The sequence below is a fragment of the Enterobacter sp. PL1 genome (assembly GCF_945957325.1).
Taxonomy (GTDB): Bacteria; Pseudomonadota; Gammaproteobacteria; order Enterobacterales; family Enterobacteriaceae; genus Enterobacter; species Enterobacter roggenkampii.
In genome coordinates this window covers 95,712-119,368 of record NZ_CAMFKT010000015.1, presented here as the reverse complement: position 1 = coordinate 119,368, position 23,657 = coordinate 95,712, and the positions used below count along the sequence as shown (strand labels likewise).

24 protein-coding genes are annotated in these 23,657 nt (G+C 59.6%); 18 read left to right on the top strand and 6 right to left on the bottom strand.

Annotated elements, in window-relative coordinates; translation table 11 throughout:
• The first annotated feature begins 80 nt into the window (after positions 1-80).
• The 12 genes from phnE (at position 81) to phnP (ending at position 8,957) form a co-directional block, all read left to right on the top strand.
• On the top strand, positions 81-860 hold the full coding sequence (gene phnE / locus N6P30_RS15155) for a phosphonate ABC transporter, permease protein PhnE (protein ID WP_023293492.1): 780 nt from the start codon (positions 81-83) through the stop codon (positions 858-860).
• Between the two features lie 20 nt (positions 861-880).
• Positions 881-1,606 carry a phosphonate metabolism transcriptional regulator PhnF gene (gene phnF / locus N6P30_RS15150; protein ID WP_008500062.1) on the top strand — a complete coding sequence of 242 codons (726 nt, stop codon included), beginning with the start codon at positions 881-883 and terminating at the stop codon, positions 1,604-1,606.
• Positions 1,607-2,059, top strand: coding sequence for a phosphonate C-P lyase system protein PhnG (gene phnG / locus N6P30_RS15145; RefSeq protein WP_023293493.1), 453 nt, complete (start codon positions 1,607-1,609; stop codon positions 2,057-2,059).
• The gene (gene phnH / locus N6P30_RS15140; protein WP_008500060.1) at positions 2,056-2,640 is read left to right on the top strand and encodes a phosphonate C-P lyase system protein PhnH; all 585 of its coding nucleotides are present in this window, start codon (positions 2,056-2,058) and stop codon (positions 2,638-2,640) included. The genes phnG and phnH overlap by 4 nt, the downstream gene beginning before the upstream one ends.
• Positions 2,640-3,704: a carbon-phosphorus lyase complex subunit PhnI gene (locus N6P30_RS15135; protein WP_023293494.1), complete on the top strand. Its 1,065-nt coding sequence runs from the start codon at positions 2,640-2,642 to the stop codon at positions 3,702-3,704. Before phnH ends, N6P30_RS15135 begins: the two co-directional genes overlap by 1 nt.
• Positions 3,697-4,542 (top strand): alpha-D-ribose 1-methylphosphonate 5-phosphate C-P-lyase PhnJ, encoded by an 846-nt coding sequence (locus N6P30_RS15130; protein WP_023293495.1) that lies wholly within the window; start codon positions 3,697-3,699, stop codon positions 4,540-4,542. The genes N6P30_RS15135 and N6P30_RS15130 overlap by 8 nt, the downstream gene beginning before the upstream one ends.
• Positions 4,539-5,294 carry a phosphonate C-P lyase system protein PhnK gene (phnK, locus tag N6P30_RS15125; RefSeq protein ID WP_006177354.1) on the top strand — a complete coding sequence of 252 codons (756 nt, stop codon included), beginning with the start codon at positions 4,539-4,541 and terminating at the stop codon, positions 5,292-5,294. Before N6P30_RS15130 ends, phnK begins: the two co-directional genes overlap by 4 nt.
• Before the next feature lie 106 nt (positions 5,295-5,400).
• The gene (gene phnL, locus N6P30_RS15120) at positions 5,401-6,081 is read left to right on the top strand and encodes a phosphonate C-P lyase system protein PhnL (protein ID WP_023293496.1); all 681 of its coding nucleotides are present in this window, start codon (positions 5,401-5,403) and stop codon (positions 6,079-6,081) included.
• Positions 6,078-7,214, top strand: coding sequence for an alpha-D-ribose 1-methylphosphonate 5-triphosphate diphosphatase (gene phnM, locus N6P30_RS15115; protein ID WP_023293497.1), 1,137 nt, complete (start codon positions 6,078-6,080; stop codon positions 7,212-7,214). Before phnL ends, phnM begins: the two co-directional genes overlap by 4 nt.
• Positions 7,211-7,762 (top strand): ribose 1,5-bisphosphokinase, encoded by a 552-nt coding sequence (gene phnN / locus N6P30_RS15110; protein WP_031275336.1) that lies wholly within the window; start codon positions 7,211-7,213, stop codon positions 7,760-7,762. The genes phnM and phnN overlap by 4 nt, the downstream gene beginning before the upstream one ends.
• The gene (gene phnO / locus N6P30_RS15105) at positions 7,755-8,189 is read left to right on the top strand and encodes an aminoalkylphosphonate N-acetyltransferase (RefSeq protein ID WP_021242924.1); all 435 of its coding nucleotides are present in this window, start codon (positions 7,755-7,757) and stop codon (positions 8,187-8,189) included. The genes phnN and phnO overlap by 8 nt, the downstream gene beginning before the upstream one ends.
• A gap of 9 nt (positions 8,190-8,198) precedes the next feature.
• The gene (gene phnP, locus N6P30_RS15100) at positions 8,199-8,957 is read left to right on the top strand and encodes a phosphonate metabolism protein PhnP (protein WP_023293498.1); all 759 of its coding nucleotides are present in this window, start codon (positions 8,199-8,201) and stop codon (positions 8,955-8,957) included.
• A gap of 82 nt (positions 8,958-9,039) precedes the next feature.
• Here the strand turns inward: phnP and yjdP are convergent, their stop codons facing one another.
• From yjdP to N6P30_RS15070, 6 genes are all read right to left on the bottom strand, one after another.
• Positions 9,040-9,363: a DDRRRQL repeat protein YjdP gene (gene yjdP, locus N6P30_RS15095; protein WP_008500050.1), complete on the bottom strand. Its 324-nt coding sequence runs from the start codon at positions 9,361-9,363 to the stop codon at positions 9,040-9,042.
• Between the two features lie 92 nt (positions 9,364-9,455).
• Entirely contained in the window at positions 9,456-11,240 is a 1,785-nt protein-coding gene (locus N6P30_RS15090) for a DUF2235 domain-containing protein (RefSeq protein WP_023293499.1), read from the bottom strand.
• Between the two features lie 3 nt (positions 11,241-11,243).
• Complete coding sequence (locus tag N6P30_RS15085; RefSeq protein ID WP_260629959.1) at positions 11,244-11,786, bottom strand: hypothetical protein; 543 nt, start codon at positions 11,784-11,786, stop codon at positions 11,244-11,246.
• A gap of 9 nt (positions 11,787-11,795) precedes the next feature.
• Positions 11,796-12,623, bottom strand: a complete 828-nt coding sequence (locus tag N6P30_RS15080; protein WP_021242930.1) for a DUF4123 domain-containing protein — start codon at positions 12,621-12,623, stop codon at positions 11,796-11,798.
• Between the two features lie 3 nt (positions 12,624-12,626).
• Positions 12,627-14,966 carry a type VI secretion system Vgr family protein gene (locus tag N6P30_RS15075; protein ID WP_023293501.1) on the bottom strand — a complete coding sequence of 780 codons (2,340 nt, stop codon included), beginning with the start codon at positions 14,964-14,966 and terminating at the stop codon, positions 12,627-12,629.
• A gap of 105 nt (positions 14,967-15,071) precedes the next feature.
• Positions 15,072-17,351: an ATP-binding protein gene (locus N6P30_RS15070; protein ID WP_023293502.1), complete on the bottom strand. Its 2,280-nt coding sequence runs from the start codon at positions 17,349-17,351 to the stop codon at positions 15,072-15,074.
• Between the two features lie 181 nt (positions 17,352-17,532).
• On the opposite strand from N6P30_RS15070, the gene N6P30_RS15065 reads away from it, so the two are divergent.
• Genes N6P30_RS15065 through N6P30_RS15040 form a run of 6 tightly spaced genes read left to right on the top strand, consistent with a single transcriptional unit; the run spans position 17,533 to position 23,628 of the window.
• The gene (locus tag N6P30_RS15065) at positions 17,533-19,053 is read left to right on the top strand and encodes a sugar ABC transporter ATP-binding protein (protein ID WP_021242933.1); all 1,521 of its coding nucleotides are present in this window, start codon (positions 17,533-17,535) and stop codon (positions 19,051-19,053) included.
• On the top strand, positions 19,050-20,045 hold the full coding sequence (locus tag N6P30_RS15060; RefSeq protein ID WP_023293503.1) for an ABC transporter permease subunit: 996 nt from the start codon (positions 19,050-19,052) through the stop codon (positions 20,043-20,045). Before N6P30_RS15065 ends, N6P30_RS15060 begins: the two co-directional genes overlap by 4 nt.
• 30 nt (positions 20,046-20,075) lie before the next feature.
• The gene (locus N6P30_RS15055; protein ID WP_021242935.1) at positions 20,076-21,017 is read left to right on the top strand and encodes an ABC transporter substrate-binding protein; all 942 of its coding nucleotides are present in this window, start codon (positions 20,076-20,078) and stop codon (positions 21,015-21,017) included.
• Between the two features lie 49 nt (positions 21,018-21,066).
• On the top strand, positions 21,067-21,753 hold the full coding sequence (locus N6P30_RS15050; RefSeq protein WP_023293504.1) for a D-lyxose/D-mannose family sugar isomerase: 687 nt from the start codon (positions 21,067-21,069) through the stop codon (positions 21,751-21,753).
• Positions 21,754-21,763: 10 nt separating this feature from the next.
• Positions 21,764-22,624, top strand: a complete 861-nt coding sequence (locus tag N6P30_RS15045) for a ketose 1,6-bisphosphate aldolase (protein WP_032664714.1) — start codon at positions 21,764-21,766, stop codon at positions 22,622-22,624.
• Positions 22,621-23,628 (top strand): carbohydrate kinase family protein, encoded by a 1,008-nt coding sequence (locus tag N6P30_RS15040; protein ID WP_023293506.1) that lies wholly within the window; start codon positions 22,621-22,623, stop codon positions 23,626-23,628. Before N6P30_RS15045 ends, N6P30_RS15040 begins: the two co-directional genes overlap by 4 nt.
• Positions 23,629-23,657 lie beyond the last annotated feature (29 nt).

The window sequence follows — 23,657 nt, the reverse complement described above, 5'->3', positions numbered from 1 at the left end:
CGCTTACCGGGCCTACATTTTGGATCGTAGGCCGGATAAGCGTAGCGCCATCCGGCACACAAAGACCTGCGGAGTAACACATGCAAACCATCACCCTCCCGCCGCCGAAGCGCAGCTGGTTCTCGCTCATAAGCTGGGCCATCCTGCTGTCGGTGCTGGTTATCTCCTGGAAGGGCGCGGAAATGGATCCGCTGCTGCTCTTCAAAGACGCGGGCAATATGGCGACCTTCGCCGCCGACTTCTTCCCGCCGGACTTCAGCCAGTGGCAGGACTACCTCAGTGAAATGGCGGTCACCCTGCAAATCGCCGTCTGGGGCACCGCGCTGGCCGTTATTCTCTCCATTCCGTTTGGCCTGATGAGCGCTGAAAACATCGTGCCGTGGTGGATATACCAGCCCATGCGCCGCCTGATGGACGCCTGTCGTGCGATCAACGAAATGGTCTTTGCGATGCTGTTCGTGGTCGCCGTCGGCCTCGGTCCGTTCGCGGGCGTCATGGCGCTGTTCATTCACACCACCGGCGTGCTCTCCAAGCTGCTTTCCGAGGCGGTCGAAGCCATCGAGCCCGGTCCGGTGGAAGGCATTCGCGCCACCGGCGCCAATAAAATCGAAGAGATCCTCTACGGCGTCCTGCCGCAGGTGATGCCGCTCCTGATCTCCTACTCCCTGTACCGCTTTGAGTCCAACGTCCGCTCCGCCACCGTCGTCGGCATGGTCGGCGCAGGCGGGATTGGCGTCACCCTGTGGGAAGCGATTCGCGGTTTCCAGTTCCAGCAAACCTGCGCCCTGATGGTGCTCATCATCGTCACCGTCAGCCTGCTGGATTTCCTCTCTCAACGTTTGCGTAAGCACTTCATCTGAGAAGCGAGGCTTTGTTTTCTATGCACTTATCCAGACATCCGACCAGTTTCCCCACCCGCTGGCAAGAGATCGCGGCAAAGCTCGAAGTGGAGCTGCGCACGCACTACCGCTGCGGAGACTACCTTCCTGCCGAGCAGCAGCTTGCCGACCGCTATGAGGTGAACCGACACACCCTGCGCCGCGCCATTGACCAGTTGGTCGAGCGCGGCTGGGTGCAGCGCCGTCAGGGCGTGGGCGTGCTGGTGCTGATGCGCCCGTTCGACTACCCGCTTAACGCCCAGGCGCGCTTTAGCCAGAACCTGCTGGATCAGGGCAGCCACCCGACCAGCGAAAAGCTGCTCTCGGTGCTACGTCCGGCCTCCAGCCACGTGGCGGACGCGCTGGGTATTCAGGAGGGCGACAACGTCATCCACCTGCGCACGCTGCGCCGGGTCAACGGCGTCGCGGTGTGCCAGATCGATCACTACTTCGCGGACCTCACCCTCTGGCCGGTGCTGCAGAATTTCTCCAGCGGATCGCTGCATGATTTTCTCCAGAATGCGACAGGCATTGCGCTGAAACGCACCCAGACGCGCATCAGCGCCCGCCGCGCGCAGGCGAAAGAGAGCAAGGTGCTGGAGATCCCCAATATGGCCCCGCTGCTTTGCGTGCGCACCCTCAACCACCGTGACGGCGAGATAGACGCGACGGAATACTCCGTCAGCCTGACCCGCGCCGACATGATCGAATTCACCATGGAGCACTGAATGCACTTCGACACCGCCACCCGACAGCGCTGGATGCGCGTGCTGGCCCACAGCCAGCCTGCTGCGCTCTCTGCCCGCATGAACGCCCTCAGCCTGGCTCCCGGGTACGACCTCCTCCGCGCGCCGGAGATCGGCCTCGTTCAGATCCAGGCGCGCATGGGCGGTACCGGCGAGCGCTTCTTCGCCGGGGACGCCACCCTCACCCGCGCAGCGATCCGCCTGCACAGCGGCACGCTGGGCTACGGCTACGTGCTGGGGCGTGACAAAGCCCACGCCGAGCGCTGCGCGGTCATCGATGCCCTTTTGCAGGAACCCCCGCATTTCCAGACGTTAATGGAAACCCTTATTGCCCCGCTGGAAGCCGACCGCGCCGCACGCCTTGCCGCGCGTCAGGCCGAAGTGAATACCAGCCGGGTCGACTTCTTTACCCTCGTTCGCGGAGACAACGCATGACGCTTCAACCCGCTTTTACCCTGGCCGTCCAGGATGCCCAACACAGTTTCCGTCGCCTGCTGAAGGCCATGAGCGAGCCGGGCGTGATTGTCTCGCTGCACCAGCTCTCTCAGGGCTGGCTGCCGCTGAACCTGGCGACAACCAGCGTGCTGCTCACCCTGGCCGACAACGATACCCCGGTATGGCTTTCGGGCGCGCTGTCGAACGATATCGCCAACCAGAACCTGCGTTTTCACACCGGCGCCCCGCTTGTTGAACAGCCGCAGCAGGCAATCTTTGCCGTGGCCGACGAACAAATCAGCCATGAACAGCTGAATGCCCTGAGCGAAGGCACCGCCGTCGCCCCGGAAACCAGCGCCACGCTGATTTTGCAGGTCGCCAGCCTGAGCGGCGGCCGCATGCTGCGCCTGACGGGCGCAGGCATCGCCGACGAACGCATGGTCGCGCCGCAGCTGCCAGAGTGCATCATTCACGAGCTGACCGAGCGCCCGCACCCGTTCCCGCTGGGCATTGACCTGATCCTGACCTGCGGCGAGCGCCTGCTGGCCATCCCGCGGACCACCCACGTGGAGGTGTGCTGATGTACGTTGCCGTCAAAGGGGGCGAGAAGGCCATCGCCGCCGCCCATGCGCTGCAGGCGCACAGACGACGGGGTGATGAACAGCTCCCCGAGCTGAGCGTCGCCCAGATTGAACAGCAGCTTAATCTCGCCGTCGATCGGGTGATGACCGAGGGCGGTATCGCCGACCGCGAGCTGGCGGCGCTGGCCCTCAAGCAGGCCAGCGGCGATAACGTGGAAGCCATCTTCCTGCTGCGCGCCTACCGCACCACGCTGGCGAAGCTGGCGGTCAGCGAACCCATCAACACGGCGGAGATGCGCCTGGAGCGTCGCATTTCTGCCGTTTATAAAGACATTCCCGGCGGCCAGCGGCTCGGCCCTACCTATGACTACACCCATCGCCTGCTGGATTTTACCCTGCTGGCGAACGGCGAGGCGCCACGACTCAGTACCTCTGACGCCGAACAGGAACCGTCTCCGCACGTCTTCAGCCTGCTGGCGAAACAGGGCCTTGCGAAGGCGGAAGAGGACTCCGGCGCGCAGCCGGATGACATCACCCGCACGCCGCCGGTTTACCCGTGCTCGCGTTCGTCCCGCCTGCAGCAACTGATGCGCGGCGACGAGGGCTATCTGCTGGCGCTGGCCTACTCCACCCAGCGTGGCTACGGGCGCAACCACCCGTTTGCCGCCGAAATTCGCAGCGGCTATATCGACGTCGAAATCGTGCCGGAAGAGCTGGGTTTTGCCGTAAACGTCGGCGCACTGCTGATGACCGAGTGTGAAATGGTGAACGGTTTTGTCGCGCCCGAAAATGAAGACCCGCACTTTACCCGCGGCTACGGGCTGGTGTTTGGCCTCGGCGAACGCAAGGCGATGGCCATGGCGCTGGTCGACCGCGCCCTGCAGGCACCGGACTACGGCGAGCACGTTGCTGGCCCGGCGCAGGACGAAGAGTTTGTGCTGGCCCACGCGGATAACGTCGAGGCCGCGGGCTTCGTCTCGCACCTCAAGCTGCCGCACTACGTCGATTTCCAGGCCGAACTGGAACTGCTGAAACGCCTGCAACGGGAGCGCAAACATGGCTAACTTAAGCGGCTACAACTTTGCCTATCTGGATGAGCAAACCAAACGCATGATCCGGCGCGCCATCTTAAAAGCGGTGGCGATTCCTGGCTATCAGGTGCCGTTCGGCGGCCGCGAAATGCCGATGCCCTACGGCTGGGGGACGGGCGGCATCCAGATTACCGCCAGCGTGATCGACGAGGCGGACGTGTTGAAAGTCATCGACCAGGGCGCGGACGACACCACCAACGCCGTATCGATCCGCACCTTCTTTCAGCGGGTAACGGGCGTCGCGACCACCGAAAAAACCGAAGACGCGACGCTGATCCAGACCCGCCACCGCATTCCGGAAACCCCGCTCACGGAAGATCAGATTTTGATTTTCCAGGTGCCGATCCCGGAGCCGCTGCGCTTTATCGAGCCGCGCGAAACCGAAACCCGCACCATGCACGCGCTGGAAGAGTACGGCGTGATGCAGGTGAAGCTGTATGAGGATATCGCCCGCTTCGGCCATATCGCCACCACCTACGCCTACCCGGTGAAGGTCAACGGGCGCTACGTCATGGACCCGTCGCCGATCCCGAAATTCGATAATCCGAAGATGGACATGATGCCCGCCCTGCAGCTGTTCGGTGCCGGACGTGAAAAACGCATCTACGCCGTACCGCCGTACACCCGTGTAGAGAGTCTCGATTTTGAAGATCACCCGTTTACGGTGCAGGAGTGGGACGAGCCGTGCGCCATCTGCGGATCCAAACACAGCTACCTGGACGAAGTGGTGCTGGACGACACGGGCAAACGGATGTTTGTCTGCTCCGACACCGATTTCTGCCGTCAACAGAGCGAGGCGAACGGCCAATGAAACCGCTGCTTTCGGTAAATAACCTGACCCACCTGTATGCGCCGGGCAAAGGCTTCAGCGACGTGTCGTTCGAGCTGTGGCCGGGCGAAGTGCTGGGCATTGTCGGCGAGTCCGGTTCCGGCAAAACCACTCTGCTGAAATCCATCTCCGCGCGCCTGACGCCGCAGAACGGCGACATTTTGTATGAGGGCGCCTCGCTCTACGGCATGAGCGAGGCCGAGCGTCGCCGCCTGCTGCGCACCGAGTGGGGCGTGGTGCACCAGCATCCGATGGACGGCCTGCGCCGTCAGGTCTCTGCCGGAGGCAATATCGGCGAACGCCTGATGGCCACCGGCGCGCGCCATTACGGCAACATCCGCGCCACGGCGCAGCACTGGCTGGAAGAAGTGGAAATCCCCGCCTCGCGTATCGACGACCTGCCGACAACCTTCTCCGGCGGCATGCAGCAGCGTTTACAGATTGCCCGCAATCTCGTCACCCATCCGAAGCTGGTGTTTATGGATGAACCCACCGGTGGGCTGGACGTCTCCGTGCAGGCGCGCCTGCTCGACCTGCTGCGCGGCCTGGTGGTAGAGCTGAACCTGGCAGTGGTGATTGTCACCCACGATTTGGGCGTCGCGCGCCTGCTGGCAGACCGCCTGCTGGTGATGAAGCAGGGTCAGGTGGTGGAAAGTGGGTTAACCGACCGCGTGCTCGACGATCCCCATCATCCGTACACCCAGCTTCTGGTGTCGTCCGTGTTGCAGAACTGAGGGGGCTGTTGCCGGGTGGCGCTGCGCTTACCCGGCCTACGAATAGCGCACCTGTGGGCCGGGTAAGGCGAAGCCGCCACCCGGCAAAACGAATCGCGAGGCCAACATGATCCACGTACAAAACGTAAGTAAGACCTTTGTGCTCCACCAGCAAAACGGCGTGCGCCTGCCGGTGCTGCAAAATGCCTCGCTGGAGGTTAATCGCGGCGAATGCGTGGTGCTGCACGGCCACTCCGGCAGCGGAAAATCGACCCTGCTGCGCTCCCTGTACGCCAACTATCTGCCCGACGAAGGCCATATTCATATTCGCCACGGCGATGAATGGATCGACCTGGTGCAGGCCCCGGCGCGTAAGGTGCTGGAGGTGCGCCGCTCGACGATCGGCTGGGTGAGCCAGTTTCTGCGGGTGATCCCGCGGATCTCCGCCCTGGACGTGGTGATGCAGCCCCTGCTGGATCTTGGCGTACCGCGCGAAACCTGTGCCGCCAAAGCCGCCAGCCTGCTGACGCGTCTGAACGTGCCCGAGCGCCTGTGGCACCTTGCCCCGTCGACCTTTTCCGGCGGCGAGCAGCAGCGCGTCAATATCGCCCGCGGCTTTATCGTCGACTATCCGATTTTACTTCTGGATGAACCTACCGCCTCGCTCGACGTTAAAAACAGCGCGGCAGTGGTTGAGCTGATCGAACAGGCCAAAGCGCGCGGGGCGGCGATCGTCGGGATCTTCCACGACGAGAACGTTCGCACCCGCGTCGCGGACAGGCTGCACCCAATGGGGACTCCCGCATGATTATCAATAACGTCAAGCTGGTACTGGACAATGAGGTGGTTGACGGCTCGATTGAGATCCAGGACGGAACAATCCGTGCATTTGCTGAAACCCAGAGCCGCTCGCCCGAGGCGATGGACGGCGACGGCGGCTGGCTGCTGCCGGGGCTGATCGAACTGCATACCGATAATCTGGACAAGTTCTTCACCCCCCGCCCGAAGGTGGACTGGCCCGCGCATTCAGCGATGAGCAGCCACGACGCGCTGATGGTCGCCAGCGGCATCACCACCGTACTGGACGCGGTGGCTATTGGCGACGTGCGCGACGGCGGCGACCGTCTGGAGAACCTGGAGAAGATGATCAATGCCGTCGAGGAGACGCAAAAGCGCGGCCTCAACCGCGCCGAGCACCGCCTGCACCTGCGCTGCGAGCTGCCGCACCACACCACCCTGCCGCTGTTTGAAAAGCTGGTCGGCCGCGAGCCGGTGTCGCTGGTCTCCCTGATGGACCACTCGCCGGGGCAGCGTCAGTTCGCCAACATTGAAAAGTATCGCGAATACTATCAGGGCAAATATTCTCTCAGCGACGCGGAGATGGCCCGTTACGAAGAAGAGCAGCTGGCGCTTGCGGCACGGTGGTCGCAGCCTAACCGTGTCCGAATTGCGGCGATGTGCCGGGACCGCAATATCGCGCTGGCCAGCCATGACGATGCCACGCACGATCATGTCCTTGAATCCCACCATCTTGGCAGCGTGATCGCCGAATTCCCCACCACGTTCGAGGCGGCTGAAGCCTCCCGCAAGCACGGCATGAACGTGCTGATGGGCGCACCGAACATCGTGCGCGGCGGCTCGCACTCCGGCAACGTTGCGGCAAGCAAGCTCGCGTCCCTCGGCCTGCTGGATATTCTCTCGTCCGACTACTACCCCGCCAGCCTGCTCGACGCGGCGTTCCGGGTGGCCGACGACGAGGGCAACCGCTTTACGCTGCCGCAGGCGATTCGCCTGGTGACGAAAAACCCGGCCTCGGCGCTTAACTTGCAGGATCGCGGCGAGATAGCCGAAGGCAAGCGGGCGGATCTGGTGCTGGCCCACCGCAGGGGCGAACACGTCCATATCGACCACGTCTGGCGTCAGGGAAAGAGGGTGTTCTGATGGGAAGACTTATCTGGTTAATGGGGCCGTCCGGCTCCGGTAAGGACAGCCTGCTGTCCGCCTTACGGCAGCAGGAGCATCCGCAGCTGCTGGTGGCGCACCGGTACATTACCCGCGCGGCAAATGCGGGGAGTGAAAACCATATCGCCCTGAGCGAGCAGGAGTTTTTTACCCGTGCCGGGCAAAATCTGCTGGCGCTGAGCTGGCACGCCAACGGCTATTACTATGGGATCGGCATCGAGACCGATCTGTGGCTGCATGCGGGGTTCGACGTGCTGGTCAACGGTTCACGGGCGCATCTTTCGCAAGCGCGCGCCCGCTATGGGGCGGCCCTGCTGCCGGTCTGCCTGCAGGTTTCACCGGACGTCCTGCGCAGCCGGTTGCAGAGCCGGGGTCGTGAATCCGCCCGTGAGATCGATCAGCGGCTTGCGCGTGCGGCGCGCTACACCCCGTCCGACTGCCATATCCTTAATAACGACGGAAGTTTGCTACAGTCAGTCGAGACCTTTTTATCGCTTATCCGTCAGAAGGAGAAACAGCATGCCTGACTGCACGCTTCGCCCCGCCACCGCCGACGATGCGCAAATCGTCTATGCGTTAATCTGCGAATTAAAGCAGGCCGAATTTGATCACCAGGCGTTTCACGCGGGCTATCTTGCCAATCTGCAGGATCACAACATGCGCTACCAGCTTGCCGAACTGGACGGGCAGGTCATCGGCATGATCGGCCTGCACATGCAGTTTCACCTCCACCACGCACGCTGGATCGGCGAGATCCAGGAGCTGGTGGTGATGCCGCAGGCGCGCGGGTTAAAGGTGGGCAGCCAGCTGCTGGCCTGGGCGGAAGGGGTGGCACGAGAGGCCGGTGCGGAGCTGACCGAACTCTCCACCAGTGTGAAGCGCACCGACGCCCACCGTTTTTACGTCCGTGAAGGATATACGCAGAGCCATTTCCGATTCACCAAACCGCTGTAGAGGTGCGTTATGAGTCTGACAATCACGTTAACAGGAACCGGAAGCGCGCAACTCGTGCCGGTCTTTGGCTGCGACTGCGCGGCGTGCCGCCGGGCGCGCCTGCAGGAGACCTATCGCCGTCGCCCCTGTAGCGCGGTGGTCAAATTCAACGATGCGGTGACCCTGCTGGATGCCGGTATTCCACACCTGATGGACGACTGGGCTGCAGGCAGCTTTCAGCAGTTTTTGCTGACCCATTACCATATGGATCACGTTCAGGGACTCTTCCCCCTGCGCTGGGGCGTGGGCGCGACGATTCCGGTTTACGGTCCGCCGGACGAAGCAGGATGCGACGACCTGTTTAAACATCCGGGGATTCTGGATTTCAGCCACACGGTCGACCCCTTTGTGATGTTTGAGCTTCAGGGTATGCGGGTTACGCCCCTGCCGCTCAACCATTCGAAACTGACCTTCGGGTATTTGCTGGAGTCAGCCCACAGCCGCGTGGCCTGGCTGTCCGACACCGCCGGGCTGCCGGAAAAAACGGTGAAGTTCCTGCTCAACAATCAGCCGCAGGCGATGATTATCGACTGCAGCCACGAACCGCGCGACGAGACGCCGCGAAACCATTGCGACTTAAATACCGTGATGGCGTTAAACGAAGTGATTGGCTGCCCGCAGGTGATCCTGACGCACATTAGCCATCAGTTTGACGTGTGGATGATGGATAACCCGCTGCCGTCCGGCATTGAAGCGGGGTATGACGGGATGGTGCTGGTTCTCGACTGAGTTTTGCCGGGTGGCGGCTGCGCCTTACCCGGCCTACGCGCCAGGGTTTTGCAGGCCTGCGTCAGCGAAGCGCCACCAGGCTTTAGCCTCGATCGTAATCGTCTTCTAACCTGCGCTCATCCTCTTCCAGACGGCGTCTGTCGTCATCCAGCTGGCGCTGACGCTCGTCTAAACGGCGGCGTCTGTCTTCAAGCTGCCGACGGCGATCGTCATACTGACGGCTATCCATGCGACGGTTATCGTCATAACGATCGTCATCATCGTTGCTGCGGCTGCTGCTGGGGTTATAGGCGTCGTTGATCGCCTGCTGAATGTTGCCAATGGCGTCATCAATCACATCGGCATGCGCCAGCTGGCTGGTGAGTGACAGCAGACCAAATAACAGAGCGGTAGAGTAACGTTTCATAATGCCAGACTCGCAGGTGAACTGGCCTTAAGGTAATGAACAGCAGGGTGTGGGGGTAGCGGAGGAATCTCAAATTCTGTCGCCCCCATAAGTCAGGCTTCAGGCATTTCCATCGAGCGGATAACAAAAAAGTCCTGCGAGATACCTGCGCCTTTGTCCACCGTTTGCAGGTCGTGTACAAACCATGCGTACATCTCGGGTGGGGCAGTGTCGATCGGGAACGGCTGGGGTTTACCGAGATTTGCCGCGTGGAAATAGTCGAGAAACCGCTTCGCGCGCCGCAACGCTGAGTCATACACCTCAGGTACAATTTCTCTGCGCCTGTCCGCCGGGTTTTGTTCCATACTGTTTCGCATTTTGATTGCTGCATCCTTCACGTCGTCGAGCCATCCCCAGTGCTGTTGTAACACGCTGAGTTCACTGGCGTACTCTCCGGCTCTGTTTTTCGCCTCCTGCGTAATGCCAGCAAACCCCGCAGATGCCCCAGCAGAGGCCAGCGTATCGCCGCGCTGCTTTTCATATTTCATGCATTCCGTGCGGTACTGATAGTATTGACGGCCCAGCCAGTCGATATAGCTGTCCAGATGACGGTTCTGGTTTGCCGTGTTTACTGACGTAAGCGGCAATGCGCTCTGGTACGCCTTTGCCCACTGAAGAACGGACTGATTTTTGACGTTGTCCTGGACGATGAAATAAGCAGCTACATCCGTATCTGTTTTATCAAGCATCTGAAAATAAGGGAAAGGCACGCCCGCCATGGTCGCCTCACGGTACATTCTGTGCAGCGCCACCCGGCAGAGTTCCGCACTCGGTTTCTGTTCGTCCGGTTTCAGACCCCCGCCGATATCCTCCGCGCACCCGGGATAGAGTTCTTCCTTATGCGCTGGATTACTGCCGGTGCGGTACAAGCAGCGCCAGACGCGGGTTTCATGGGCGGCAACCAGATGCAGGCTTTTCTTTACCGCTTCTGGCAGTGAGGTATCCTGGTCGATAGATTTATCCCCCAGTAATACGCTGATCCCTTTTACCGGACCGCCGAACGCAGAGATAAAGTAATCCACGCCGTTGTTGTTACTGGCAGATGTACGCCGCGAGCAGTCAAACAACCCGGTAAAGACAATATCGACCGGTATGCCCTGGTAAGTGTATTTATCGCCCTGTTTCTTACAGATATCTTTCAGCAGACTGTCCAGGAATTTACGTGCCAGGGTAGCGCCGAGATCAAAACCGAACAGTGAAACAGAGATGAGCCTGATGGGAACCGGGCTTTTTTTAATAGCTTCTTTGTAGCCTTCTTGAAACGTTAGCTTTGTGGAGGTGATACGGGTATCGACGCCTGTTACCAGCATATCGGCTACCGTAGGATTATCACGCAGCCAGGGCGTTGATTCGATACTAACTTTTTTAACAGCATTTTTAGCCGTATCAAAGGCCAGGTTTTTCCATTCCGTCGGGTTAAGAAGTTTCTTTCCCTGATTTTTTAAAACCTCGTACCAGTTGTCGCCTTTTATAAAATCCATACCCGCTTCTTTGGCCATTTCACCGGGCTGGCCTGTTATATCATCCGTTATGCTGCCCAGACCGCTGTCCATGATGGTATGAAGTTTTTCGGCGATAGTTTCCCTAAAAGGGGTCCCTAATCCTGAAATATAAAATGCATCATAACTTTCTCGAGGAGTGTTTTGCTGTATGCTTGGGAATGCTCTATACAAGCGAGCAATATTGCTGAGGCGATGTTCTGGTGTATCCTTTTCTATATTGCGATGAATCCCATCAAAAAAGAAGCCCGCATGCCATATCCGTGAACAGTTACCTAAATCAGCATCTTCCGCCTGCTGGGCCCGGTTTGCCGCGGCGATGAGACTTTCGATATCCATATGTTATTTTCCTTTTTTTAATTCTGTAGTTTGGTCATTAATATCGTGAGAGTCCGGATGATTAAATCCAGTGCTCCACCATAAATAGACTTTGTCACCCGGCAGGAAATAGGTATGGAGATAGTTTTCGCCCCACTCACGTTTTGGCAAAAGAGTTGTTAGCTTGCGAGTCTCTTTACGAAGCCCTGCATTGTATTGGGCTCTTGTGGTACTGAGCGTCCAGATAATTTCTGCCTTATCCCCGCTGATGCTTCCGCAGCAAGTTGATTTACCAGGACCGGTCCCGTACGGATTGCTTTTATCACGCGCGAACGCATTCCCCCCTGCCATGCCATTCACGCTAAACTCTAAAATGGGCCTGTCGAGTTCGCTGTGAATAATCAGCGTCACTGGCCCTGACGGCGGCCCCCAGATAGCAGCCCACACCGCCCAGCCAAGGTAAATCACCACCGGCAATAACAACACACCCCAGAGCCATTTTACCCAGCGGGCATAACCCCGGTTCACCGCACCGTCTACTTTGTCGAACGATTTAAAAAATCCCATTGTTTATTTTCATCCCTGAGAGTGAACATAGTTGGTTAAGACATATTCTAACGATACCTTTCCCTGGGTAACTTTATCTAATGCAGGTTGTATATCGACTGACTCCAGCATTTGTTTACCGCCATTAAGGTAATAAAGGGCATACAGTTTTTGTTCGGTACCTGCTTTCATTTTCGCTGCGCTGGCTTTGTTAAGAGCTTTTTCAACCATGTCCCGTTGAACACAAGGTGGGAAATGCTGGCTGGACGGCATTTTTTGCCATGATGCTAATACTGCGGTTACCTCAGGTTTATCCATGAGGTATTGCCATTCTTTTTCATTCAATTGAATGGCGCAGTTTCTGGCATCGGTCACCAGGGAAGAGGGAATGTTTACAGGTTGCCATTCATTCTTTTTGGGTGACCACCATTGAGAAATCCCATTAAATAAAAAACGATGCCATTCTTGATCGTGGCATCCAGCCAGGAGGCTTATGACATTGTGCATATAAAAACGCACTACAGCCGCTTTTCCGTCAGGAGATATAATTGTGCAGGCAGCAGAAAGCTGAACGGCTAAAGCCCCACCTGAGCGTGAAGAAGCAATAACAGCAACCAACCCCGGTGTGGACTTGATACGAGTTTCTAACGCTTCTTTATCCCTTATCGCAAACAACCATGGGCCATAGTTTCTGGCTTCGACAAGCTGCGGATGAAGATACAGCGAATGCATAGCTGAAGCATGTTCGTTATAAAATGTCTGAAAAGCATCCGTTGTTTGCGCCCCGCCCTCCAGTAACAGAAACATACTTGCGTTATTCGATTCCGGTAACGTTTGGATCATCCTTGTGGCATCCATTTACTACACTCCCTGTACAATTGCGTCATTGCCTTTGATGGCGTTGAGGAGGCACTCGATGCAAATCTTTCCTTCAAGCGATGGATACTGACCGGGAAGAAGTGGAATAGGTAATGGCATGGTGGCCGGAGCCGCCGCCATCGTCCGCTTCACTTTGCGCAGATACATCGCCGTCGTGCCGTACTCGATCTTCCCCGCCTCCAGCCGCAGGTAACTGCCACCACCTATCAGCGTGATGCGTTTTTTACCGGCAAACGTGATATCACTCGCCGAGCTCATCGTCAGCTTTTTCTCTGCAAACAACCGCAGGCTGGCGTTCTGCGCCTGGACCTCCACCGGCCCTTCGCTGGCCTTCAGGCTCAGCTGGCCGGTTCGCGCGAACAGGCCGAGCTTTTCTCCCGCCAGGGCGGTCATGCTGCCCATGACGCCGGTGCTGATATCCCCTCCGGCGTTAAGGGCGACGTTTTTCGTGGCCGCCATCTGCAGATGTTCCCCGCTGGTCAGCGCCATCCCTTCCGGGGCCGACATCAGCAGCGCCTCGTTCAGCGGTTTCAGTCGCTGCTCAAACATCTGTATCTGGCTGTCAACGTCCGCCTTCAGGGCCTGCGCCTGTTCTGCCGCGATTTCCAGTTGCTGCAGCTGCTGGTTAAGCCGGTCGATTTCCTGCAGGGCGGCGCTCATATCAAGTGCGTCACCCTGCGCTTTCGCCTGCGCATCCGCGCTGACAAACAGTCCTTTACCGGCACGTATCGTGCCCCACTCATCGGTGCGCAGCTCTGAGCCTGTGCCGCGACGCTGCCCCTGGCTGTCCACCAAGTGCCCGCTGTTGAGCTGCGTTTTGCCGTACTCCGTGGCGAGCTTGATATGCTCCTCACCACGCCTGTCTTCCATCCGCAGCTTGTTGTTCGCCGGGGTGCGCAGCACGTTGCGCGTGTGGTTGTCGCGGGAGACAGGGTCCGGATGTTCAGAATCGTGCAGGGCATATGCGATATACGGCAGGTCAATATCACCGTTGCTGTACGCTATCGCCACTTCGGTCCCGTCGGTGAGCGGTGTGTGCCACCCCAGCGTGTCTCCGGCATAAGGCTTTGCCATCCGCAGCCACAGGTAGCCGTACCCGGGTTCTGTCCCTTCCCGGTCGAAGTCGAGCTTCACCCGGTAGCGCCCCTGTTCGTCAAGGTGAGCGTAAATATCGTTCTTTTCCCGGCTCTCAATACGGGCCGGAAGCGTGCCGTGGATTTCCGGACGCGGGATGTCCGCCGGGCGGAAGCAGTAACGCTCGGTGTAGGGCATGCCCCACACCGACACGTGCAGGCGGGAATCACGGGCTCCCCGGAAGGTCACGAGCGTGAGGACAACCCCCTCTTTCAGGGCCGTAATGACGTCGCCCTGCGGCTCCAGCACCTGCCCGGGCGTGAGATGGGCAGCATTGCTGAACAGGTGGATGCGGGCTGATTTGTTCAGTTCCCGCTCATGATGGATGCGGGCATAAAAGGCGCCGGATTCGGTTTCCGGCTCCGGGCTGGTGTCGTCACCTGCGTCACGGTAAGGCGCTGCGTAGCGGTAATACTCCCCGGTGGTGACCGCATCGTTACGCACGCTGACCGTCGCATCCATCGGCGTGGAGGCAGTCCGGTAGTTGTAATCCCGCGTGGCGACGGTGCCGGTGGCAACCCTGTGCCAGGTCCGCACATCCCAGACCGATTCTGCCGCGCCGTCAAACAGGCCCGATGGCTCGCTGTAAGGCAGGCGCACGTCAAACCGGTAGTTAAGCTGGCTGTCGGCAAATATGTACGTATCCAGACCGCGCACGTCGTCCATCTCCGTACGCCAGTAAATGCCCACCTCGGACAGAATGCGCCGGATAAACTCCAGGTCCGTTTCCCGCCACTGGGTGATAATTTCACGCGGCGGGTAGGTGCGCGCCAGCCTGAATTCAAAATCAGGTCCCTCCAGCCCGTGTCTGCGCAGCACCTGCTCCACCACCTCAGGAACGGACTGGTTCTGAAACACGGCGCACTGCCGGGTGTATCCCAGCAGCGCCAGGCGGGAACTGAGCGTAAGCCGGTAGTGAGACTGGTCTTTTGAGGTGGAGAGCCATTCCAGGCGGGTCACCCTGCCGTGAACACTTTTACCGCTTCGCATCCGGAAGGTGGCATATTTCATCAGCACCTGTTCCGGGGGGATGTTCGCCTGCGGCGTGGTGAACTCAATGTCCCATCTGAACGGCTCACTCAGGGCTTCCCTACCGCGAAAGCGCAAAACATCCGGCTTCACTGGACTGTCAAAAATATCCAGAAAGTAACGGGTCTGTCCGTCAAAAAGCGCCAGCCAGTTATCCATAACAAAGCCTTATTATTAGCATGGTTAAATCAGAATGGTTGCATGGAGAAACGGCGCTGTAAACGGTTGAAACACGTGTCAAATTCTGAAAATAAAGGGCAAATCTCAAATTACCATCACTCTCCGCAGCGCCTGCGCCAGCTGCACCCGCGTAAACGGCTTGCGCAGTAGCTGAACGTCCGGCAGCTGAGGATTATGCGTGGGCCGTAAATCCTGTCCGCTGATCAGCAGCACCGGAAGCTGCGGATAGTGGCTGCGCACATGGCTAATCACCTCGGCTCCGCTCAGGCTTCCCGGCAACATCAGGTCGCTGATAAACATGCCAATATCCGGCGACGCCGCCAGCATGTTCAGCGCCTGCTCGCCGTTTTCCGCTTCGAGCGTCAGGTAGCCAAGCTGGTGCAGCTGCTCGCACAGGGTCTGACGGACATCAGCTTCATCTTCCAGCACCAGTACCAGCCGCTCGCTATCGACGGAGGCGGTGGCAGAGAGCGTTTCATCTTCAGGAACTACGGGTAGCGTCGATCGCGGAAGGTGAAGCCGGACGGTCGTCCCCTGCCCCGGCGCGCTCTCGATCTCCACGCGGCCGCCGGACTGGCGGACAAAGCCGTACACCATCGACAGGCCTAACCCGCTCCCGCTCCCGGTCTGTTTGGTGGTGAAGAACGGCTCAAAGACGCGGGATTTCACCTCCTGAGACATCCCGCAGCCGCGGTCAATGACCTCCAGCGCCACCATATCCTGCCTGCGCCCGTCGCTGCGGGTGACGCGCTGATTCCAGGTGCGGATTTTTATCACCCCGCTTTGCCCTTCCATTGCATCGCGCGCGTTCATCACCAGATTAATGATGGCGTTTTCCAGCTGGCTAACGTCTATCCAGGCGGGCCATGCCGGGGATTGCGCTTCGATCTCCAGGGTCAGGGTGGCAGGGAGGGAGTGACGCAGCAGTTCCCGGAGGTTCTCCAGCAGCGGCTGCATCTCTACCGCATGCGGGGTCAGGGATTGCTTGCGGGAAAACGCCAGCAGGCGCTGGGTCAGCAAGGCGCCACGCTCGGCCGCCTTCAGCGCCCGGGTAATGCGCGGCGCGTCGTTTGATTCGGGGTCGGTCAGCTCAAGGCTGCCGATGATCACCGCCAGCAGGTTATTAAAATCATGCGCCAGCCCGCCCGTCAGCTGTCCGACGGCCTTCATTTTCTGGCTGTGCAGGAGCGCCTCTTCCAGCCCCTGACGCTCAATGCGGTCGATCTCCATCTGCGTGGTTTTTTCTTTCAGCAGACGCGTGGTGTGCTCAAGCGAGGCGGTGTTGCGGGCAAAAACGTTGAACGCGCGCGCCAGTTCACCCAGCTCATCACGCCGCTGCAGCGCGGGAACGGAAACATCCTGTTCGCCGTGCGCAAGGCGTGACATCGCCCGGGAAATGGCCGTCAGATTGGAGGCCAGATGGCGGTAGATATACCAGCAGGCACACCCGGTGATGATCAGCGCCAGCACGGCGAAAATGGTGATAAACACGCTGATGGATTGCAGTTCGTGATGGCTCTGGGCCGTGCGAAGCCGGGAGGCCTGCGCCACCTGCTCAACGTACTGATTAATATCGCTGTTGAGGATCGCCACCAGCGCCTTGATGTGGAACATGTACCAGCTTATCGTCAGATCGCTCTCCTCCAGCTGCTTCGACAGCGGGGCGAGCTGACCTAGCTCGGCATTAAAATCAGGCAGAACCGCCTTCACAACCGGCTGTGCGGCACTCCGGGGCAGCGTTGCGGCCACCGCGTCCAGTTGCTGAACGGTCGCACGCGGCGAAGGGGTATCGATGGCGGCGGCGATCAGCCGGTCCATCTCCATCAGCTGCTGCGCATCCGGTACGTTACTGTGATAGCGGCGGTTGATATCCTGCAGATGGCGCAGGTAGCTCTGGCTTTGGTACAGCGAGCTCAGCAGCGCGTTACGCTCCAGATGGCGTCGCTGTCCGCGCTCCAGCATCTCCGTCACGCTCTGCTGTAGCTCATTGCTTCGTTGAATAATACGCGCCACCAGGGCTGGCTCCTGCTGCGCCAGCGGCGCCTCCGCAAGCTGCTCCAGCGAGTGGCGCAGGGCCATTTGCGTCTGCTTCAGGCGCTCGGCTTCACCTTTGTACTCGAGCGCCCCGACCACCTGCGAGAGCCGCACCGCCGCCGTTGCCACGCTGGCGGTGTCGCGGGCCAGGTTCATGCTGCCGGTCATGTCGTCCAGCGTTTGCTGCTGGACCTGCTCCTGGATTTGGCTGGCGTGGCGGAAGCCGAGCACCGCCACGCCGCTCACCATCAGCGTCACGGCGACCACCAGCAGATTGAAAATCAGCAGGCGGCCTCGGGCGCTGGCGAAGAACGGGGGGCGTGATGGCATGGGGTTGGGCTCCTGTGCGGTTTGGTGCCCTCACCCTGGCCCTCTCCCACAGGGAGAGGGAAAAGGAAAATGTGATGGCGATTAGCTATTCATAACTATGACAAATATGAACAGCTTCTGACATTTTGCATTTACGCACCTGTGATGAAGTGCAGAAATCGGCATTCACAGGAGATCCGCCATGAGCAGAACCCCGGTATTAGAGATGCGCAGCATTGCCAAAACGTTTGGCAGTTTCCACGCGCTCAAGGGTGTGGATTTGACAGTCTTTGCCGGTGAGATCCACGCGCTGATGGGTGAAAACGGCGCAGGCAAAAGCACGCTGATGAAAATCCTTGCGGGCGCCTATACCGCCACCGGCGGCGAGATCCTGATCGACGGCCAGCCGTTTCACATTAAAGGGCCGAAGGATGCGCTGGCCGCAGGCATCACGCTGATTTACCAGGAGATGCAGCTCGCGCCCAATCTGACCGTAGCCGAAAATATCTTCCTCGGCAGCGAGCTGTCGCGCGGCGGGCTGGTCCAGCGCAAGGAGATGGCCGCCCAGGCGCAGGCGGTGATTGACCGCCTCGGCGCGCAGTTTAGCGCCACCGATCTGGTGATGAAGCTCACCATCGCCGAACAGCAGCAGGTGGAAATTGCTCGCGCGCTGCACCGCAACAGCCGCATTCTGGTGATGGATGAACCCACCGCCGCCCTCTCCTCCCGCGAAACCCATCGCCTGTTTGAACTGATTTTGCGCCTGCGCGATGAAGGGATGGCGATCATCTATATCAGCCACCGCATGGCGGAGGTCTATGAACTCTCTGACCGCGTCAGCGTTCTGCGCGACGGGCAGTACGTCGGGAGCCTGACGCGCGACAAGCTGAACGCGTCGGAACTGGTAAAGATGATGGTGGGCCGCCCGCTAAGCGACCTGTTCAACAAGGAGCGTGATATTCCCCTCGGCAGCCCGCGTCTCAACGTCCACCACCTCACCGACGGTAAAAAAGTACAGCCGTGCAGCCTGCAGGTGCGTTCCGGCGAAATCGTCGGGCTGGCGGGACTGGTCGGGGCCGGACGTTCCGAGCTGGCACAGCTTATCTTCGGCGTACGTAAAGCCACGGGCGGGATGATTGAGGTCGACGGCGAGCCGGTGGTGATCCACTCCCCGCGCGCGGCCATCGAAAACGGCATCGGTTTTCTCACCGAGAACCGCAAGGAGCAGGGGCTGTTTCTGGAGCTGGCGGCGCAGGAGAACATCACTATGGCGACGCTGGAGCGCGACGCCACCTTCGGCTGGCTGAACCGCAAAAAAGCCCAGTCCATTTCCGATGACGCCATTGCCCTGCTCAATATCCGCGTGCCCCATTCGCAGGTGCGCGCAGGCGGTCTTTCCGGCGGCAACCAGCAAAAACTGCTCATCTCCCGCTGGGTCGCCATCGGCCCGCGCATTCTGATTCTGGATGAACCCACGCGCGGCGTGGACGTCGGCGCAAAAAGCGAGATCTACCGCATCATGAACCAGATGGCGCGCAAAGGCGTGGCGATCCTGATGATCTCCAGCGAGCTGCCGGAAGTGGTGGGGATGAGCGACCGGGTTTACGTGATGCGGGAAGGCAGCATCGCGGGCGAGCTTCACGGGCGTGACATCTCTCAGGAAAACATTATGACGCTGGCAACCGGCGTGAACGACACTCATCATCAGGCGGTGCAATCATGACAACTCCAACCCAACCGCAGCAGGTGGCGAAATCCGCCTCCGCCAAAAAAATGCTGATGAGCGATCTGATGCAAACGGTCGGTATTTTGCCGATTCTGATCCTGATTGTGGCGGTTTTTGGCTTTATTGCGCCCAACTTCTTCACTGAGAGCAACCTGCTCAACATCACCCGTCAGGCGTCGATCAACATCGTGCTGGCGGCGGGAATGACCTTTATTATCCTCACCGGCGGGATTGACCTCTCGGTGGGGTCGATTCTCGGCACCACGGCGGTGGCGGCGATGGTGGTGTCGCTCATTCCCGAATTCGCCGGGCTGTCCATTCCGGCCGCGCTGATGCTCGGCATGGTGCTGGGCCTGTTCAACGGCGCGCTGGTGGCCTTTGCCGGGCTGCCCCCCTTCATCGTCACGCTCGGCACCTATACGGCGCTGCGCGGCGCGGCCTATCTGCTGGCCGACGGCACGACGGTCATTAACTCCAACATCAACTTCGAGTGGATCGGCAATAACTACCTCGGCCCGATCCCCTGGCTGGTGGCGATCGCCCTGGCGGTCATTGTGGTGTGCTGGTTCATCCTGCGCCGCACCACGCTCGGCGTTCACATCTACGCCGTGGGCGGCAACATGCAGGCGGCGCGCTTAACGGGCATTAAGGTCTGGCTGGTGCTGCTGTTTGTCTACGGCATGAGCGGCCTGCTCTCCGGCCTCGGCGGCGTCATGAGCGCCTCACGCCTCTACAGCGCTAACGGTAACCTCGGCACGGGCTACGAGCTGGATGCGATTGCGGCGGTGATCCTCGGCGGCACCAGCTTCGTTGGCGGGATCGGCACGATCACCGGCACGCTGGTCGGTGCCTTGATCATCGCCACCCTCAACAACGGCATGACGCTGATGGGCGTCTCCTACTTCTGGCAGCTGGTGATCAAAGGGGCGGTGATCATCATTGCGGTGCTGATCGACAAATACCGTACCCGACACCATCAAAGTGCATAACAACAATACCCTACGAGTGAGGAAGACAAGATGCGTTTGAAACCCTTAGTGACCGCGCTCTGTGCTGGCGCGCTGCTTGCCGCAACGCCGTTTGCGCAGGCGAAAGATCTGAAGTCCATTGGCGTGACGGTGGGCGACCTGGCTAACCCGTTCTTCGTGCAGATCACCAAAGGTGCCGAGCTGGAAGCGCGCAAGCTGGCGGGCGATAACGTCAAGGTGACGCTGGTCTCCAGCGGGTACGATCTGGGCCAGCAGGTGGCGCAGATCGACAACTTCATTGCCGCGAAAGTGGACATGATCATCCTCAACGCCGCGGATTCCAAAGGGATCGGCCCGGCGGTGAAGCGCGCGAAGGACGCCGGGATTGTGGTCGTGGCGGTTGACGTGGCGGCGGAAGGGGCTGATGCCACCATCACCTCCGATAACACCCAGGCGGGTGAGATGGCCTGTAAGTACATTACCGACCGCCTGAAAGGGAAAGGCAACGTGGTGATCATCAACGGACCGCCGGTCTCTGCGGTACAAAACCGCGTAGAAGGGTGCCAGACGGAGTTCAAAAAACATCCTGATATCAAGGTGCTCTCGGATAACCAAAACGCCAAGGGCAGTCGTGAAGGCGGTCTGGAAGTCATGACCTCCCTGCTGGCGGCCAATCCGAAGATCGACGGCGTGTTTGCGATTAACGATCCGACCGCGATCGGCGCCGATCTGGCCGCGAAACAGGCGCAGCGCAACGAGTTCTTTATCGTTGGCGTGGATGGTTCACCGGACGGTGAGGAAGCGCTGAAGCGTGAAAACTCGCTGTTTGTTGCTACCCCGGCGCAGGATCCGCAGGTCATGGCGGCAAAAGCGGTGGAGATTGGCTATGACATTCTTCAGGGCAAACCTGCGCCGAAAGCGCCCGTGCTGATCCCGGTGACGATGATCGATAAAAAGAACGTCGGTACCTATAAGGGTTGGACGGTTAAATGATCCTTTTCCCTCTCCCGCAGGGAGAGGGAACTGTTTTCAAGGAGTCCCCATGAAACGCTCCGACATCAATGAAATCCTCGGCCACACGCGGCAGTTTTTCTCCATGCACGACGTTCATCTCCCGCCTTTTGCCAGCTTTCCGCCAACGAAATGGCAGCAGCTAGACCAGGCCGCATGGCAGGAAGTGTTCGATCTCAAGCTCGGCTGGGACGTGACGGCGTTCGGCGGCAACAACTTTGCCGCTGAGGGCCTGACGCTGTTCACCCTGCGCAACGGCTCGCCCAACGGCGTGCCTTATGAAAAAAGCTATGCCGAAAAAATCATGCACGTGCGCGACGGCCAGGTGACGCCGATGCATTTTCACTGGCGCAAGCGCGAAGACATCATCAACCGGGGCGGCGGGAATCTGATCATTGAGTTATGGAATGCCGGAGCGCATGAAGAGACGGAAAACACCGACGTGACCGTCACCGTCGACGGCTGCCGCCAGACCCACGCCCCCGGCAGCCAGCTGCGCCTCACGCCAGGGGAAAGCATCTGCCTGACGCCCACTCTTTACCACAGTTTCTGGGGCGAACGCGGCTTCGGCGACGTGCTGGTGGGGGAAGTCTCCTCGGTTAATGACGATGAACACGACAACCACTTTTTGCAGCCGGTTGCCCGCTATAACAACATCGAAGAAGACGAACCGGCACTGCTGGTGCTGTGCAACGAGTACAACCTGTTCCGGATATAAGGGGTGAATGATGCCATTGATTTCTCTTGCCGACGGTCTTGCGCACGCCAGACAACACCGCTATGCGCTGGGCGCGTTTAACGTGCTCGACTCCCACTTCCTGCGCGCGCTATTCGCCGCCGCAAAGCAGGAACGCTCGCCGTTTATCATCAACATCGCGGAAGTGCATTTTAAGTACGTGTCGCTGGATTCCCTTGTCGAAGCGGTGAAGTTCGAGGCCGCTCGCCACGCTATTCCCGTGGTGCTCAACCTCGACCACGGCCTGCATTATGACGCCGTCGTGCGCGCCCTGCGCTTAGGGTTCAGCTCGGTGATGTTCGACGGCTCTACGCTGAGCTATGAGGAAAACATCCGCCAGACGCGGGAAGTGGTGAAGATGTGCCACGCGGTGGGCGTCTCGGTGGAGGCGGAGCTGGGCGCGGTCGGGGGGGATGAAGGCGGCGCGCTTTACGGACATGCGGATGAAGCCTTCTTCACCGACCCACAGCTGGCGCGCGAATTTGTCGATTCAACCGGCATCGACGCGCTGGCCGTCGCCATCGGCAACGCACACGGCAAGTATAAAGGCGAGCCGAAGCTCGATTTCCCGCGTCTGGACGCCATTCGTCAGCAGACGGGGCTGCCGCTGGTTTTACACGGCGGCTCCGGGATTAGCGATGCCGACTTCCGCCGCGCCATCGAGCTGGGCATTCATAAAATCAATTTCTATACCGGCATGTCGCAGGCCGCGCTCGCCGCCGTGGAGCAGCGTATGGCAAAACGCCAGCCGCTGTACGACGAGTTTGCCGAGCTGCTGCTGGGGATAGAAGAGGCGATTACGGATACGGTCGCCGAACAGATGCGCATTTTCGGCAGCGCGGGGCAGGCATGATGGAACGCAAAGGCATCATCGCCGCAGGCAATATGCTGGTGGACCACGTCCACCAGATCGTGCAGTGGCCGGAGCGCGGCTGGCTGGCGGAAATCACCCACAGCGAACGCTCAACCGGCGGCGCGCCGCTCAACGTCCTGCTGACGCTGGCAAAAATGCACGTTGGCCTGCCGCTGCAGGCGGTGGGGCTGATTGGCGAAGACGGCGACGGGGACTACATTCTGGCGATGCTCGACCAGTACCACGTCAACCGCCAGCGCGTACAGCGCACCACCTTTGCGCCAACCTCCATGTCGCAGGTGATGACCGACCCCAGCGGACAGCGCACCTTTTTCCACTCGCCGGGGGCCAACCGCCTGCTGGATCTTCCTGCTTTCGATCGCTTAGACGGATCGATGAAGATCTTCCATCTCGGCTATCTCCTGCTGCTCGACAGCCTGGATATGCCCGATGACGAATTTGGCACCCGCAGCGCGCGGCTGCTGGCGCAGATGCGTGACCAGGGGTATGAAACCTCGCTCGATCTGGTTTCCCGTAAGGGCGACCCGCGCTATCAGCCGCTGGTGCTCCCTGCCCTTCGCCATCTCGACTATCTGGTGATTAACGAGCTGGAGGCCGGTGAGTTTAGCGGCCTGACAATGCGTGACGAAAACGACGCCCCGCACATTGCCCATATCGCGGACGCCGCGGCGCAGCTGCTGGCGGCCGGCGTACGCCAGCGGGTGGTGATCCACTGTCCGGAAGGCGCATGGGGAGAAGCTCGCGGTGAAGAGGGTCGCTGGATCCCGTCATGGATGCTGGAGCAGGAAGAGATTATCGGCAGCGTCGGCGCGGGCGATGCCTTTTGCGCGGGCTTTTTATACGGCTGCCATGAATCGCTCCCGCTAACAGAAAGTATTTATCTGGCGCACGCCTGCGCGCGGGCAAGCCTGCTGGCCGCCAATGCGATTGACGGCGCAAAAACGCTGGCCGAGCTGCAGGCGTTTATTCGCGAGAGCATTTAATTTAACAATAATTGCGATTTTTCATTACA

What these genes read in the sequence shown, in the direction of transcription:
- phnG (WP_023293493.1), top strand. Translation starts at nt 1,607, where the DNA reads ATGCACTTCGACACCGCCACCCGACAGCGCTGGATGCGCGTGCTGGCC.
- phnF (WP_008500062.1), top strand. Translation starts at nt 881, where the DNA reads ATGCACTTATCCAGACATCCGACCAGTTTCCCCACCCGCTGGCAAGAG.
- phnK (WP_006177354.1), top strand. Translation starts at nt 4,539, where the DNA reads ATGAAACCGCTGCTTTCGGTAAATAACCTGACCCACCTGTATGCGCCG.
- phnL (WP_023293496.1), top strand. Translation starts at nt 5,401, where the DNA reads ATGATCCACGTACAAAACGTAAGTAAGACCTTTGTGCTCCACCAGCAA.
- phnH (WP_008500060.1), top strand. Translation starts at nt 2,056, where the DNA reads ATGACGCTTCAACCCGCTTTTACCCTGGCCGTCCAGGATGCCCAACAC.
- N6P30_RS15060 (WP_023293503.1), top strand. Translation starts at nt 19,050, where the DNA reads ATGACAACTCCAACCCAACCGCAGCAGGTGGCGAAATCCGCCTCCGCC.
- phnP (WP_023293498.1), top strand. Translation starts at nt 8,199, where the DNA reads ATGAGTCTGACAATCACGTTAACAGGAACCGGAAGCGCGCAACTCGTG.
- N6P30_RS15040 (WP_023293506.1), top strand. Translation starts at nt 22,621, where the DNA reads ATGATGGAACGCAAAGGCATCATCGCCGCAGGCAATATGCTGGTGGAC.
- N6P30_RS15065 (WP_021242933.1), top strand. Translation starts at nt 17,533, where the DNA reads ATGAGCAGAACCCCGGTATTAGAGATGCGCAGCATTGCCAAAACGTTT.
- phnM (WP_023293497.1), top strand. Translation starts at nt 6,078, where the DNA reads ATGATTATCAATAACGTCAAGCTGGTACTGGACAATGAGGTGGTTGAC.
- N6P30_RS15130 (WP_023293495.1), top strand. Translation starts at nt 3,697, where the DNA reads ATGGCTAACTTAAGCGGCTACAACTTTGCCTATCTGGATGAGCAAACC.
- N6P30_RS15070 (WP_023293502.1), bottom strand. Translation starts at nt 17,351, where the DNA reads ATGCCATCACGCCCCCCGTTCTTCGCCAGCGCCCGAGGCCGCCTGCTG.
- phnE (WP_023293492.1), top strand. Translation starts at nt 81, where the DNA reads ATGCAAACCATCACCCTCCCGCCGCCGAAGCGCAGCTGGTTCTCGCTC.
- N6P30_RS15050 (WP_023293504.1), top strand. Translation starts at nt 21,067, where the DNA reads ATGAAACGCTCCGACATCAATGAAATCCTCGGCCACACGCGGCAGTTT.
- N6P30_RS15045 (WP_032664714.1), top strand. Translation starts at nt 21,764, where the DNA reads ATGCCATTGATTTCTCTTGCCGACGGTCTTGCGCACGCCAGACAACAC.
- yjdP (WP_008500050.1), bottom strand. Translation starts at nt 9,363, where the DNA reads ATGAAACGTTACTCTACCGCTCTGTTATTTGGTCTGCTGTCACTCACC.
- N6P30_RS15080 (WP_021242930.1), bottom strand. Translation starts at nt 12,623, where the DNA reads ATGGATGCCACAAGGATGATCCAAACGTTACCGGAATCGAATAACGCA.
- N6P30_RS15090 (WP_023293499.1), bottom strand. Translation starts at nt 11,240, where the DNA reads ATGGATATCGAAAGTCTCATCGCCGCGGCAAACCGGGCCCAGCAGGCG.
- N6P30_RS15075 (WP_023293501.1), bottom strand. Translation starts at nt 14,966, where the DNA reads ATGGATAACTGGCTGGCGCTTTTTGACGGACAGACCCGTTACTTTCTG.
- N6P30_RS15055 (WP_021242935.1), top strand. Translation starts at nt 20,076, where the DNA reads ATGCGTTTGAAACCCTTAGTGACCGCGCTCTGTGCTGGCGCGCTGCTT.
- phnO (WP_021242924.1), top strand. Translation starts at nt 7,755, where the DNA reads ATGCCTGACTGCACGCTTCGCCCCGCCACCGCCGACGATGCGCAAATC.
- N6P30_RS15085 (WP_260629959.1), bottom strand. Translation starts at nt 11,786, where the DNA reads ATGGGATTTTTTAAATCGTTCGACAAAGTAGACGGTGCGGTGAACCGG.
- N6P30_RS15135 (WP_023293494.1), top strand. Translation starts at nt 2,640, where the DNA reads ATGTACGTTGCCGTCAAAGGGGGCGAGAAGGCCATCGCCGCCGCCCAT.